Source organism: Patiriisocius marinus, from assembly GCF_008974325.1.
GTDB lineage: Bacteria > Bacteroidota > Bacteroidia > Flavobacteriales > Flavobacteriaceae > Patiriisocius > Patiriisocius marinus.
Map to the genome: position 1 here is coordinate 1 of NZ_BKCG01000004.1, position 15,078 is coordinate 15,078.

Sequence of the window (15,078 nt, forward strand, 5' to 3'; positions counted from 1 at the left end):
ACAGATACGCCTGTCGCATCATCTGGTCCTGAATTTGAAATCGTTAACTCAAAGGTAATCGTGTCTCCAATGTTAGGTGTCGAACTACTTGATAAGCTTATGCCTTTTGTTAATTCTAAATCAGCTTGAGTTGGAACTACTACTTCATCATCTTCATCATCTTCACTTTGATCACCATCATCATTATCTGGTTCACTATCTGGATCATACTGATCACTATCTGTAATCTCTGCTATATTTCTATATTCGTCTATTGTACCTGTTGGTGCATTTACCGTTACTTGGTAACTGACTACTGTACCTGTTAATGGTACACTCGCTAAATCCCAAGTAATTGTTGTACTTCCTGCATTGAAAACACCACCATTATCTATACTTCCTGATACTAATGTATATCCGATTGGTAAAATATCATCGACACTTACATTTGTAGCAACTGATGTTCCATCATTTGTTATTGCAATACTAAAGGTTAGTACATCTCCAACATTTACTGGTGCGCCATTGTTATCTACAACCGTCTTGTCTAATGATAAGTCTGCTGTTTCTGGTATAATATTAAATGTGTCTTCATCATCATCATCTCCATCGCCGTCACCATCTTCATCAACGGTACTATCTGTACCTGGATCACTATCTGGATCATCTTGATCACTTGCAGTAATTTGTACCGCATTTGTATATTCTCCTGCTGCGCCTGTTGGTGCATTCACTGTTGCTTCATAGGTTACTGTTATACTTCCATTGGCTGGAACAAACAATCCTGTCCAACTTGCTGTATTTCCTGTTGCAACTCCTGCATCATTAACTGTTCCTAATGTATATCCTATTGGTAATACATCTTCTACTGCAACACCTGTTGCGTCATCTGGTCCGTCATTAGTAATCACTAATTCAAATACTAAAGTATCTCCTACATTTGGTGTTGCACTTCCTGAGGCTAAACCTTTACTGATACTTAAATCAGCTTGTGCTGGTGTAATCGTTATTGTATCCTCATCATCATCGTCACCATCGCCATCGCCATCTTCATCTACTGTACTATCTGTCGTTGGATCACTATCTGGATCATACTGATCACTTGCAGTAATCTGTGCAGCATTCGTATATTCTCCTACTGCGCCTGTCGGTGCATTCACCGTAGCTTCATAACTCAGTACAACTGTACCATTGTTTGCTGCTACTGTTAAACCTGTCCAATCTGCTTGATTACCAGTTTGAATACCTCCATTGTTTACCGCTGTAAGAGTAAAACCTAATGGTAAGATATCTTGAACAGATACATTGGTGGCTACATCTGGTCCTGCATTAGTTACTACTAAAGTAAACGTTACTGTATCTCCCACATTTGGACTCGTAGTATCAATACTCTTTACTAAACTTAAATCTGCCTCTTGGATCGTTACGCCTGCTGTATCCTCATCATCGTCATCTATACCATCGCCATTATCATCTACACCTGACCCTGTTGTTGGATCACTATCTGGATCAAACTGATCGCTCGATGTAATTTCTACACCGTTCAAGTATTCTCCTGAGATGCCTGTTGGTGCATCTACTGTTGCATCAAACGTTAAGATTACTGTATCTATTCCTACTGGTACTGATAACCCCATCCAATCTATTTGATTGCCTGTCGCTATTCCGACACCACTAATATTTACTATATTACTATAACCACCTGGCACTATATCTTGTACCGAAACACCTGTTGCAGCTACACTTCCTGCATTGCTAATTGCAATACTAAAAGTTACGACATCGCCTACATTTGGGGTGCTATCACTTACTGTCTTCTCTATCGATAAATCTGAAGTTTGTGGTGTAACTTCAAAACTATCCTCATCATCATCATCTCTATCGCCATCACCATCTTCATCTACATTACCATCGGTACTCGGATCACTATCTGGATCAAATTGATCACTTGCTGTTATCTGTGCATTATTTAAATACTCGCCTGCTAAACCTGTTGGTGGATTTACTACTACATCATAACTTAATGTGATACTTGTTCCATTAGCAATACTTAAACCTGTCCAATCAATCTGATTCCCTGTTGCTATACCTGAGTCACTTATCGTACCTCCTGTGATTGTATATCCTATTGGAACTAAATCTTCTACAGATACGCCTGTCGCATCATCTGGTCCTGAATTTGAAATCGTTAACTCAAAGGTAATCGTGTCTCCAATGTTAGGTGTCGAACTACTTGATAAGCTTATGCCTTTTGTTAATTCTAAATCAGCTTCTAAAATATCAAATGTTTCAGAATCCTCATCATCTTCACTTTGGTCGCCATCATCATTACCTGGATCACTATCTGGATCTTCTAAATCACTTCCAGTTACTTGAACTGTATTTGTATAATTTCCTGAAGCATTTACTGTAACATCGTATGTTAGAGCAACTGATAAACCATTTAGTATTGCTAAGTCTGACCATTCAATAGAATTGTTTCCAATAATAAAAACTCCTGAATTAGATATCGTTCCAGGAACTAAATCAAATCCATTAGGAAGTAAATCCTCTAAATCTACTCCTGTAGCATCACCTGGACCATTATTTTCAACTAGAACTGTAAAAGTTACAGTATCTCCAACTGAACCTGTAGCAGGAGATGCTGATTTAGTGATTTCTAAATCTGCTACATCTAATGTCACTTCAGCATTATCTTCATCATCTTCACTTTGGTCTCCATCATCATTGTTTGAATCACTATCTGGATCTCCTTGATCACTTGCTGTAATTTGTGTACTATTCACATACTCGTCTGTTGCCCCTGTTGGCGCATTGACTGTTACTGTAATATTTAAAACTGCATTTGTACCATTGGCAATTGTTCCAACTGTCCAAAGTCCTGACGCAGTATTATAGCTTCCACCAGAGTCGTCACTTTGGTAAGTGTATCCTGCTGGAATTTGGTCTACTGCTTCTACATTGGTAGCATCGTCTGGGCCACTATTATTTATTGTAAGTGTAAAAACTACTGTATCACCTACACTTACTGGTGTTGTTGGTGCTACAGTTTTAATTAAAGATAAATCTGCAGACTCGATTGATATTTGAGCAGTATCTTCATCATCATCATCACCATCACCATCACCATCTTCATCAGTATTTTCGTCTGTAGTTGGGTCACTATCTGGATCAAAATTATCACTTGTTGTAATTTGAGCATAATTGACATATGGTCCAGAAGCATTTATTGTTGCTTGGAATGTAAGATTTAGTGTTGCTCCATTGGCAATATCTAAACCTGACCAAGTTAATGTTTGCGTTGCTAAATCGAATGAACCAGAATTAGAAACAGTTCCTGGCACTAAAGAATATCCTGTTGGTAAAACGTCTTCTACGCTTACACCTGTAGCATCAGAATTTGACGCACTAGCATTGTTATTGAAAATAGCAATAGTAAACGTCACTACATCACCTACATTTCCTGTAGTTGGAGATACTGATTTAGATAATTCTAAATCTGAAACAGGTATAATTTCAATTGTTACTTGATCAGAAGTTGCTGCACAAGTTCCATTAACTACAGTCCATTCGAACACATAGGTTCCAGCAATTGTATTGGTTACTGCAGTATTTGGATCGTTAGGGTTTATAAAATTAGCCGTAGTTGGTCCCGAAACTTGAGACCAAGTACCTTGTCCAACACTTGCTGGATCTGCTCCTAAAATAACTGGTGAGAATTGTACTAAAGATTGATTAGGTCCTGCTTCTGCAACTGCTGGAGTATCATATACAATAACTTCTACTGTATCTTCAGAATCACATCCTCCACCTATTACAGTCCAAGTAAATTCGTATACTCCTGGAGCCAGTCCAAGAATTAAACTATTTGGATTATTTGGCATCGTTATATTTACTGGATTACCACTAGTGAGTGTCCAAGTGCCTTCTCCTACTGTGACAGGAGTTGCATTCATAAAAGTATCTGTTTCATCACATAATTCTTGATCTGGACCTGCTGCTGCAATTGAAGGAGGCGTTCCAGTAAAAGTTAATGTTACGTCATCGAATTGTGGTGCACACGATCCAGAAGAAAAAGGACCATTAGACACTGTCCATCTTAAAACATAAACATCATCTTCTCCATCACCTAAATAATCGTCTGGAATATTTGAAACAGTTGACGCTGGATTATTTGGACTATCTATAACAATCATAGCACCAGTATTATCTGTTTCTGTAGTTGCACCAGAAGTCACAGATACAAATGTCCATGTACCTAAACCAATATCTGGAGATGTGGCTTCTAGTTGTGTATCTTGTTGACAAGCTAAATCTTGATCGTCTCCTGCAAAAATTATTGGACCTGGTGCTTCAAAAGCTTCTACTCTAACTATATCAGATCTATCGTCACAGTTACCAATTGAGAAATTTAACTCAAATATATAAAGACCTGACAAGGTAATGCCATCAACAATTGTCACAGCTGTATTATCATCTGTAAAAGTGATATTTGCTGAAGGTACTGGTCCAGATAAATATCTCCACTGGGCATTTGTAGCATCCGCAGGTAATGGAAATACAGTATTACCACTCATAAGTGTTGCTTGATTAGTATCTGCTAAACAAATATCTTGATCAATTCCTGCATCAGGCTCTTCTGTAAGACCAGCACTATTATCAATAGTTACTGTAGTTGTAGTGTTACATGGCGCTCCTGGTCCTGGATTTGGGTAATCTGTAGTATACTCGTAAACATATACAGAACCGGGATCTATTGAAGCACTTGCTACATTATTATTTGTTGGAGTTTGAGTTGGAGCAAATGGTGCTATTACACCTGGAGTAGTATCTCCATCTACAGACACTATAGTCCATGTACCAGTACTTCCAGAAGTTGCTTCTAAAAATACGCTATCTGCTTGACATAAATCCTGATCACTTCCTGCTGATGCTTCTTGAAAATAATCTATAGTAACCTCTGCGAAAGAATTATCACATAAAGGAGAACCACTTGTTGTTGTCCATCTAAAAACGTAACTACCAGTTATTAGACCAGAAACCGTTGCTTCATTAACAGTCATTGGATCTACTACAATACTTGGAGTATTTGGACCGCTTATAATTGACCATGCTCCTGTTTCTGCATTTGGATTTTGTAAAGGGTTAGCTATTAATGTGGTTGATGTACCATCTGTAGCAGAGCATAATGCTTGGTCTCCACTAGTAATTACTGCATTGGTTGGTGGTATACCAACTTCTATTCGTACTTGATCTGGAGCATTTGCACTCGTACAAGCTCCATAATCTATAACCCATTCGAAAACATAGACTCCATCTAATAAATCTGAAAATGTTGCCGTTGGGCTATTTATATTGTCAATTGTGAATCCTGTAAGACCAGAAACTAAATTCCAAGTCCCTGTACCTCCAAGAGGTGCAGGATCTGTAGCATTCATTGTGAATGATAATAATACTGGATCTAAACATAATGTTTGATCTGCACCAGCACTTATCACTGTTGCTATATCTGCTACTATAACTTCAACTTGATCTGTAGTTGGAGGACATCCATTTGTTGGAGTTGTAAATTCTACTGTCCATTCAAAAACATAGGTTCCTATTGTAAGATTATCTATTCCTGTTATTGGATCATTTACATCATCAAAACCAGCAGTAGTAGGACCAGAAACTTGAGTCCAAGTTCCAGTTTCATCTACATCTAAAGGCACTGTTTGATTTGCAGCCAAATTTGTTGTGGTATCTGTAGCGTTTAAACATATATCATCTCCTGCGTCAGCTATTGTAGGCGACTCGTCTGCTAATGTTTCAACAATCAATGTATCAACGGCTGGTGCTCCACAATCTAAAAACCCTGGCGCTTCATCAACCGTCCAAGTAATCGTATATTCATTACCATTCGCTACTGTTGCATCTCCAACAGAAAAACCTGAAGCAATCGCATTAGGATCGTTTACATCTGAAAACGTAATTGTGCTTGGTCCAGTTGCAGTCCAAAAACCTTGTTGACTATCTAATAAAGGATCTGCACTTAATTGCACATCTGCATTTAAACAAATTAATTGATTTGGACCTGCTTCAATTGGCAAGTTACTTGTAGGAGTTACTGTAACAGTTGTTGTGGATTCAGCAGGTGGTGAACAATTAGGGCCAGCACTTACAGAATAACTAAACGTATATATTCCAGGTATTAGACCCGTTAAACCTGGTTCTGAAATGAATCTGTCGCTAATTATAGCATTTGTCATTCCATCAGGACCATCAATTAATGACCAAACTGATGTTTGACCATCCTCTGTGGCAAGCCCAACTAAACCTCCGTCCATTTGACCACAAGCAAAAGTTTGGGGTGTACCTGCATTAGTCCCAGGAACAGATTCAGATATAAATATACTTATAGAACTATTAGCTTGATCACAGCCACCTTGCTGTGAGTTACCATTTCTTCGTCTTCTAAAATTAACTGTGTAAGTTCCAGCTACATCAAATATATCTATTGTAGTTGGACTACCTCCTGCACCTACATAATTGGTTGGAAATGTTAATCCAGAATCTACTGGACCACTTGTAATACTATATTCTGTTACATTACCACTCGTAAAAGCAAAAGGTACATCTACTGTAGTTTCATCGCAATTTACATTTATGTTATCGCCTCCATTAACCAATATAGTCACTGGGTCAACATTATAACTAATGTTCACTACTGCTGTAGAGAAACAATTTGTTACTGTATTTAATATAGTGTATGTAAATTGATAAGAGTTTGAAGCCACTAAACCTGTAACTTGTGTTGTACTGCTATTTGGATTTACTATAGTAGCTGCTGGACCACCTGTTTGCGTCCAAGTCACTGTCTCATTTGCAAATTCTGAAAGATTACCTATTAAGGTTGTTTCTGTAATAGAAGCATCACAAAACCTCTGATCGCTATTTGTTGTTGAAGCTGTTGTTACATCCTGTGTTGCAGGAGGAACCGTTATAGTTACTATATCGTCACCGCTAACACAAGGTCCATCAACATCCCATCGAAACACATAAGTCCCTTCTGTTAAAGGCCCAACACTTGTATTATTATTATTTTCATCACCAATAGTTGGGCTTGTAGGCCCACTAACAAACGTCCATGTACCTTGCTGTCCGTTTGTACCATTACCTGCAAAACTTCCGTTTAAATTATAATTCTGGCTTATTGTATAACAATTTGTCAATGTTTCATCTGGTCCTGCATCTACAGGATCGACTCCACCAAAATTAGTTATTACTATATCATCTGAAGACATACAACCATTACCACCTGTAATAACCCAACTTAAAGTCGTGCTACCTGCAGATCCTTCTGGCAGTGTTATCGATGTTGTTGCAGAATTTACATCTGCTATTACAACACCAGATGCGTTACCACCCGAAATTATCCATTCACCTGTTTCTCCTGCTCCTGCTGGATTACCAATTATATTAAGAGAACCACTACTATCTGGACAAGACTCTAAACCTTCTCCTGCGTCTGCAACTGTAATTGGTAAAACACTTACACTAACAGTTTGAGAAGGTGTTTCTCCGTTTCCACATTCTGCAAACAACCTAAACACATACGTATTTCCTGCAGTAGCCCCTGAAATAATAGGATCATCTGCCGAAGGATCACTAATGAATACTGAAGGTCCTGAAATTTGCTCCCAAGTTGGTCCATCTACGAATGTGCCTGAACCATTTCCATCAAGCTGAAAAACTTCGTTTACACATATAGTTTGATTAATACCTGCATTTACTGAACAGGATTGCGCATTAACGTAAAAGATTTGGCACAAAAATAGAATAGAAAAAAAGACAAACTTTTTTAAGCTAGTCGAACTAATTTCTTTTTTGAATGAGTAGATATGATCCATGTAATTTATAGTTTATAGTTTATAGGCATAATAATTCTCAAAAATATTTATTATGAATGTAATTCTTAGTTTTCTGTTAATAAAAATATAAAAAAATAGATTAAATGTAAATATTTCAGATTAAGTGTTAATTTTTTGTAAATAAAAAACTACAAATTAAAAAAAATGAATTAATGATTGAATTTCAAATGAAAAACAAGGCTATGGAGTTTGTAAATTAAATCAACTATAAGTTGATATGGTACTTAAAAAAAGAAAAGACTCAAGTTAAAACTTTTACATGGTAAAATTGACTAAAAGCATATCCCCGTATCGAATAGGAAAAAGCCCAATTAATTATTTTATTTCACATTTTTATGAATTATGCGCTTTAAATCCTCATCAAAATAGTTCGACTTTTGTCCCTTTGACTCCACCAATTACATCGGACTATTCAACCCATCCTCGTGATAACGTAACTTATCTGAAATCAATTTTACAATAGCCTCGTTCTTAGTTTTGTAAATGTTATTTCCGTCAAAATCCTGTTCATTTAAAAGCATCTTGACTTTACGGCTTTCTTCTTGGTCAATAAACTTTTTGCAGGCTCTTATAAATGCAGCACGACTGCAACCTTTAATGCGTTGCTCTCGCATATTGACGTACACGAAGAAACTCTTCTGGATTTTATATTCAAGTTCAGTAATCTTACCCATTGCAAAAGCATTAGAACATAATTCATACTGCTCATCTACGATAAGCTGACCAATGCGCACCATTTGATATTTAGGAATACGTTCTCGATAGCGCGTCACATCATCTACTTGGTGGTGCAATCGCAACCAAGTACAGTTCTGCCATTCAGAGGTTGTGATTTTTGCTACAGACTGGTGTGTGAGCACAATATCAATTCCTTTATGACGTACCGTACAAAGGGCACCTATCATAGACTGTCCTTTTGCACCTGTCATATAATGGTCGATATCGTCTAAGACTACAAGACCATTTTTATAGTGTTTCATAATCTTGGTGATGACTTCTTTTTTTTCGTCATTATCCATAGGCGAACCATCTGCATTAAAAGGACGAATACGTCTTGAAGAGACTTTGGTAAGTGCTTTTAAATGATTTGGGCTTACAGTTCTAAATTGTGGGTAATCATCATCGTTAGTATCAAAAGCCAAAACCTTGCGACCTTTCTTTCCCATTACTAAATGATCCATCATATAGTGTTTGATCTCTTGTTTGTTGCGATAGGTTTTACCAACGCCAGTTTCTCCACATACGAGCATAATCATTGGTTGACGCTCTAAATCTTCCTTCTTATAGCTTATGGGCTTACGACCACGATTTGATGCAATTCCAGACATTACGAATTGTTTTGTGGTTCTTCAGCAACATCTATGATGGGAATGTCATCATCAACTTCTTCAACCTCTATATCTTGAATGGTAAGTTTTGGTTTAATTTCTTTTTCTACTTCCGCTTTCGCGAAAGCGGAATCCGTACCATCTGAAACATCCTTATTTTCATCTTCCTCCTCAACATCTTCTATTTCTGTTTCTCCTTTTTCCTGACGGACGATGTCCAGAATGCGATTTTCCAGTAGACTGTTTTCGGCACGTACTTCCATAACGACTTGTGCCTTTTTCATTAAAATAGAAATAACCGCACCCATTAATTGCTGTTCTGGCGTTAGCTTTTTAGCCTTCTTGCGCAGGACTTGAGCTAGTAATGGTCTTAAGAGAGCTTGATCTTCTTTATCAAGCTTGATGCGTTCTACATTTTTATCATTCTGCTGGTCTACAACCTGAATGATTTCTTCAAACTCATAGAACTCTTGATGCTTTCTTATTTTTACGAAGTAACCACCGCCAACTGCAAGAACATTATTGGACATTCCCAATATCGCATCGGCTGCTTGATTAGCTTGTGCAAGTGGAACTTCAAAATCTTGGTCGGCTGCGGTTTCATCAGCTTCGGTATCAAAACCATTTCCGTTGATTTCTTGTTCTGGAGCATCAAGTGGTTCTTGTTCTTTTTCCTTTTCGACCTTGGCTTCCACCTTAGTTCTAAAATCGGTTTGAGTATTTCCGCTACGTCCAGGTTCTAGTTCATCAAGAGTTTTATGCTCTTGCTCTGGTTTCCAAACGTTCCAGCTTTTTTGTTTTTCTTCATCTGCATCAACAGGACGTTCGCCACCTATGTCTTTTTCAATTACAGGTTGGTTAAGCGGACTACTATCTTCGTTCTGTAGTTGTTCAAAATTGATTTCTTCTGGAGTTGCGGTAAGGGCATCTTGTACCTCTTGAGCGATTTTGTCTTGCATAGGCTTAGTTCAATTTTGCGATAAAATTGATAATGTTGTTTTCGAGGATTTTGAATTTTTCTACAAAAGGCTTGTAGAATTGAGGGATGGAAAGAATCTCATCACACTTATGGTAATTGTAAAGTATCGCACGTTTAGACTGCTTAAAACTCTCGCCAATCTTTGCATAACTAGAATCAGTATATTTTTTCAGCAAATAGTAACAGGACATACGAGCTTCACGATATTCTTGTACCGTACTTGTATAGAAGTTTTCTTCTTTTAAATCAAAGACTTCAATACTTTGAGAAATAATAAAAACGAGAAGGAGTTTCACTTTCTCTTTATCCTGAGTGGTAAGTTCTGTGTTGCTAGTCAAACTATCAATAACCTCAATAGTTTTTTGAAGTCCAAACTTCCCAATCAAGGAATCTATACTCTGTTGTAAATCGTGGTAATCGTGTGCTGTCTTTTTCATTGGGCAATTGCCGAATTGTTTGACAGGCAAACTACTAAAAGTTGTTTTTCAATTTATTTACAAAAAGTTTATAGAAGATTTACTTTGGTTTTTACTTGAGTAGGTAGGAATGTTTTTTAACTTGTAGGGTTTAAAATTTGAACAATAAATGAATAAAGGAGCGAAATTTTATAAATGCGATTTTCAAGTACATAGCCCAAGGGATATTGCTTGGACAGGAAATAGGTTTGGAATGAAATCCCCAGAGCTGGAACAACTTACTGAAGAAGAAAAAAGTGATTTAATTGATAAAAGAGAACAATTTTGCAAAGAGTATTTAGATAAAATTAGAAATTCAGGTCTCAATGCAATAGCGATGACAGACCATCACGATGTCACTTTTGTTAAGCATTTAAGAAAAGTTGCTAACGATGAAAATGAGATATTTGAACTTACTGGTGAAACTGAGAAAATGATTACTGTTTTTCCTGGCATTGAACTTACCATTAGTAGTCCACCAAGCCAAGCCATTCTGATTTTAGATTCTGATTTTAGTGATAGTCACCTTGACGCAGTATTAAATTTTATCGGCATTTTCCCAACTGATCCATTCCATAGAGAAACACTACCAACTGATCAAATTCCAGCTGAATTAATAAAGAGTTTTAAAGACCTCTACGGTACTTTAGATAAACTCCCTTATTGTAAAGGGAGATATATAATCTTACCGAATGTAAACAAAAGTGGTCAGCATACTGTGATGCGAAATGGATATAAAGATCATTACAAAAGTATGCCTTGCGTTGGAGGTTATGTCGATAAAGATATCTCTAGTGACGCAGGCTACCTGAACAAACTAAACGGGGGCGATGTAAATTATGGCAATAAGAGTTTAGGATTATTTTCGACATCCGACAATCGATTTGAAGACGGAAGGTATTTCGGCACCTATTCTACTTGGGTGAAATGGGCAGAACCTACTGCTGAGGCTATACGTCAAGCTTGTCTTGCTAAAGAATCTAGAATTTCTCAAATACTACCAGAAATTCCACAAGTTTTTATTGAATCTATAGATGTTACTGCTTCTAAATTTTTAGGAAGTTTTACTCTTAATTTCAACGAACAATATAATGCATTGATTGGTGGAAGAGGTACTGGAAAATCGACTATTTTAGAATACGTACGTTGGGGATTATGTGACCAAACAGTAAAAACAGGAAATTATGAAGAGTTAGATATTATTCAAAAGAGAAGAGACACCCTTATTACGAAAACGCTCGCGGCAGTAGATGGCGAAGTGAGAATAACGATGCTCAAAAATAATGTTAAGCATATAGTAAAAAGAGATTCATCTAGTAGAGAAATATTACTTAAAATAGGAGAAGGCGATTTTCAAAGAGTAAGCGAGGAGGACATAAGAAAGGTACTACCAATACAGTCCTACAGTCAGAAACAATTAAGTGATGTTGGTGTTAAAACTGAAGAATTAAAAAGGTTTATAGAACAACCTATTAAAGGAACTCTTGAAGGTATCTCTTATAAATTAGATGATACTAATGTAAAATTACGAGATTCATATAATCAACTCGTTCGTAAAAAACGAGTACAAGGAGAAATTACAAATTTTGGATTGGAAGGCAGTTCAATTAGCGGACAGGTTAAGGGAATAAGAGATTCTTTAAAAGGAATATCACCACAAGATCAAATTGTAATTGATAAAAAGTCAAAGTACGAGTCTGAGAAAACCATTATTGAGAACACAGAAACCGAGTTGAGCTTGTTCGAAGAAAAAGCAGACGACTTATTAGAGCTACTTAAACTATATCCCGAGCCGATAGATACTAGCTTAGAAAATGTTGAAAACCAAGAAATATTCAAGGAACTTGATAGTGTTGTAAAAGCTAAATTTGAAAAAATCAAAAAGACAACAGAAGAATTAAAAGATGTCTTTAGCGAATCTAATCTGAAGGAATACGATTCTGTGGTTGAGAAGTGGAAAGAAAAGGAAACTGCTTTCAATATACAATACGAAGCCGCAAAAGGGAAATCAAAGTTGAGTCAAGATCAGCTTACTACAATAAAAACGTTAGAAGATAGACTTGCAGAAATAAACACTACTATAGCAGAAAGAAAGTCAGTATTAAAGGAGTTGGGGAATCCAGAAGATGATTACGATAAGTACAAAACCTTGTGGAAGGATTCCCATCTCGAAAAAGTATCAACTTTAAATACTCAGGCCACTAAATTTACAGAACTCTCTGATGGACTTATCAAGGCAGAAGTTACTAAAAATATCAATTTACAAGTATTTAAAGAGAAGCTTCGCTCAATTTTAGAAGGAACTAGAATAAGAGAGGATCGTATCGACGCTCTTTTGGAGCACATCAAAACCAATCAAGACCCTATAATTGAGTTTATAGCTGTGACAGACGAATTACGATTACTGGCTGAATTCAAACTTGATGAGGAAAATCCAGATGATTTACCGGTCACTCCAATTTTGGACTCTACTGGCTTTACAGAGGATCATAAATATAAAATCCAAGCTAAAATTACGACTGACGACTGGTTACAGTTATCAATAACTGAATTGGATTTCGATCCTGAATTCTATTACACAACTAATAATGAATTAGGGGATGAAATTCCGTTCAGAGATGCTTCTGCAGGTCAACAGGCAACAGCATTACTCACAGTACTTTTGAACCAACCAGGTATTCCGTTACTTATAGATCAACCAGAGGATGATATTGACAATAGAGCTATAGATAATATAATTAAGAGTATATGGGAGGCAAAGAAAAAACGTCAACTAATATTTACAAGTCATAATGCTAATCTAGTTGTGAATGGAGATGCAGAACTTGTTATATGCTGTGATTATAAAGATTCTAGTTCACAAACTAGAGGTATAATAAAGGCTGAAGGCGCAATAGATAATAATATCATTAAGTCGGAAATAACTTCTGTAATGGAGGGTGGCGAGAAAGCCTTCCGACTGAGAAAAGATAAGTACGGTTTTTAAATAAATTCTCTATCGTCCAAAGTTTACAATCCACTTAAATAAAGCCTAATATATTTGAACCATTATTAATATTAAAACTCAAAATTATGGCAAAGTCAAGTGGTCTAAAAAATGCACCAAGTGCAACAGTAAACAAATCAGGAAAAGGCAGAGGTAATAATCCACCGAGAACAAGTTCAAGTAAAACTGGGAACTCTGGTTCTAAAGGAAAGAAGTAATACAAAACTGATGGTCGCAATGGCTAAAACATTGCGACCATATTGTTACTATGACAAAAGAAGACTATAAAATAGATAGATTTCACGAAACCTGGGAAAGTGGTATTCCCTATTGGTTCATTGGAGCTTGCTTACTTAATTATAATTTCAAATCGTTCAGACGTTTTTTAATTTATATTTCTCATTATAGCTCTGTCATAGATTTATGGGAGACTCCTTCTAAAGACATCAAAAACGAAGAAATAATAGCTGGATTTCAGCCACTATTCACAGAACGTATTCCTAAAAAGGTGCTATACCAAATAACTGGACTCAAATCAAAAACTACTTTTAATGAACAATTCAAAACCTATTTTGAAGTAAATGACTTAATAGGGAGAAAAAGTTTTACGATGCTAGAAGTCTATAAAATTTTAGAATTTTGGCAAGGTGAAGGTAAATGGGGTCGAATGCAAGCGGCAAAAAAAGAGATGTTAGCTGATATTATTCACAACGGAAATTATGAGCGAACTGCTGAAGAATTTAGAGGAGCATTGGGTAAAGAAGGTTACAGACCAAACCTTATATCTCCTAAAAAAATCAAACAACTCATTGAACATATTGATCTCACAGAAGAAAACCAGATTGAAGAACTTATGGGTTATAGAGAACTTCAAACTGGCTTATTATGGATGTTTGTAATAGTAATGATTTTCCATTTCTTCACTCAAAATGAGGGAGTTTTTAATGCAAATAGTAAATCGGTAAAAGCTATATCCTCTCCACCTCATACCGATACCTAAAAACACTAGTCCTTACCACACGATATTTCCCAATCACAGTATTCCAACCCAACTGCGTTTTTACACCCAAATCTCGAAATGTCGAACCAGCAATATTTCGGACACGTCCCATTCTTACTAACTCCTCTAAAATAGCTTCGTCATTAGCAGGTTTTGCAGCTTCCTTTTTAGGTGCTACTTTTTTAAGTTCTGGATGTTCTTCTAATGCATCTTCAATCTCATTAAACTCAAGCTTATCGGCATACTCTTCATCGATGTCCTCAAGAATTTCTAAATCCAGCTCTTCAAGTTGTTCTAGTAAGCTTCCTTTTTCACAATCTGAAACTGTTTCAAGTAGCTTATACATTCTATCAAAGATTTCAATCTTTTCTTGAATAGGTTGCAATAGTAATTTCTTATCCAGCTTGTTATTCTTCAGGAAAACCTGATGTTCTATTTTCT

Annotated in this window: 8 protein-coding genes; 3 read left to right on the forward strand and 5 right to left on the reverse strand. The window is 36.5% G+C overall.

Annotation, left to right across the window (positions count from 1 at the left end; genetic code table 11):
- From GBH57_RS08475 to GBH57_RS08490, 4 genes are all read right to left on the reverse strand, one after another.
- Positions 1-7,868, reverse strand: a 7,868-nt coding sequence (locus tag GBH57_RS08475) for a DUF11 domain-containing protein (RefSeq protein ID WP_151674041.1), incomplete at its 3' end; no start/stop codon positions are given.
- A gap of 419 nt (positions 7,869-8,287) precedes the next feature.
- On the reverse strand, positions 8,288-9,217 hold the full coding sequence (locus tag GBH57_RS08480) for a zonular occludens toxin domain-containing protein (protein WP_151674043.1): 930 nt from the start codon (positions 9,215-9,217) through the stop codon (positions 8,288-8,290).
- Positions 9,217-10,176: a hypothetical protein gene (locus tag GBH57_RS08485; protein WP_151674045.1), complete on the reverse strand. Its 960-nt coding sequence runs from the start codon at positions 10,174-10,176 to the stop codon at positions 9,217-9,219. The genes GBH57_RS08480 and GBH57_RS08485 overlap by 1 nt, the downstream gene beginning before the upstream one ends.
- 4 nt (positions 10,177-10,180) lie before the next feature.
- A complete protein-coding gene (locus tag GBH57_RS08490) occupies positions 10,181-10,633 on the reverse strand; it encodes a hypothetical protein (protein WP_151674047.1) in 453 nt (150 codons plus the stop codon).
- Between the two features lie 148 nt (positions 10,634-10,781).
- Here GBH57_RS08490 and GBH57_RS08495 point away from each other — a divergent pair, with 148 nt between their 5' ends.
- From GBH57_RS08495 to GBH57_RS08500, 3 genes are all read left to right on the forward strand, one after another.
- Entirely contained in the window at positions 10,782-13,637 is a 2,856-nt protein-coding gene (locus GBH57_RS08495; protein WP_151674049.1) for a TrlF family AAA-like ATPase, read from the forward strand.
- Between the two features lie 86 nt (positions 13,638-13,723).
- On the forward strand, positions 13,724-13,855 hold the full coding sequence (locus GBH57_RS16290) for a hypothetical protein (RefSeq protein WP_262714254.1): 132 nt from the start codon (positions 13,724-13,726) through the stop codon (positions 13,853-13,855).
- A gap of 50 nt (positions 13,856-13,905) precedes the next feature.
- Positions 13,906-14,637 carry a hypothetical protein gene (locus GBH57_RS08500; protein ID WP_151674052.1) on the forward strand — a complete coding sequence of 244 codons (732 nt, stop codon included), beginning with the start codon at positions 13,906-13,908 and terminating at the stop codon, positions 14,635-14,637.
- On the opposite strand, the gene GBH57_RS08505 is transcribed toward GBH57_RS08500, so the two are convergent.
- Entirely contained in the window at positions 14,606-14,983 is a 378-nt protein-coding gene (locus GBH57_RS08505; RefSeq protein WP_235904673.1) for a hypothetical protein, read from the reverse strand. The two genes, GBH57_RS08500 and GBH57_RS08505, sit on opposite strands and share 32 nt — an antisense overlap.
- Between the last annotated feature and the right edge of the window lie 95 nt (positions 14,984-15,078).

Excerpts from the sequence above, each read along its gene's own strand:
- GBH57_RS16290 (WP_262714254.1), top strand. The coding sequence starts at position 13,724 with ATGGCAAAGTCAAGTGGTCTAAAAAATGCACCAAGTGCAACAGTAAAC.
- GBH57_RS08485 (WP_151674045.1), bottom strand. The coding sequence starts at position 10,176 with ATGCAAGACAAAATCGCTCAAGAGGTACAAGATGCCCTTACCGCAACT.
- GBH57_RS08495 (WP_151674049.1), top strand. The coding sequence starts at position 10,782 with ATGAATAAAGGAGCGAAATTTTATAAATGCGATTTTCAAGTACATAGC.
- GBH57_RS08500 (WP_151674052.1), top strand. The coding sequence starts at position 13,906 with ATGACAAAAGAAGACTATAAAATAGATAGATTTCACGAAACCTGGGAA.
- GBH57_RS08490 (WP_151674047.1), bottom strand. The coding sequence starts at position 10,633 with ATGAAAAAGACAGCACACGATTACCACGATTTACAACAGAGTATAGAT.
- GBH57_RS08480 (WP_151674043.1), bottom strand. The coding sequence starts at position 9,217 with ATGTCTGGAATTGCATCAAATCGTGGTCGTAAGCCCATAAGCTATAAG.
- GBH57_RS08505 (WP_235904673.1), bottom strand. The coding sequence starts at position 14,983 with ATGTATAAGCTACTTGAAACAGTTTCAGATTGTGAAAAAGGAAGCTTA.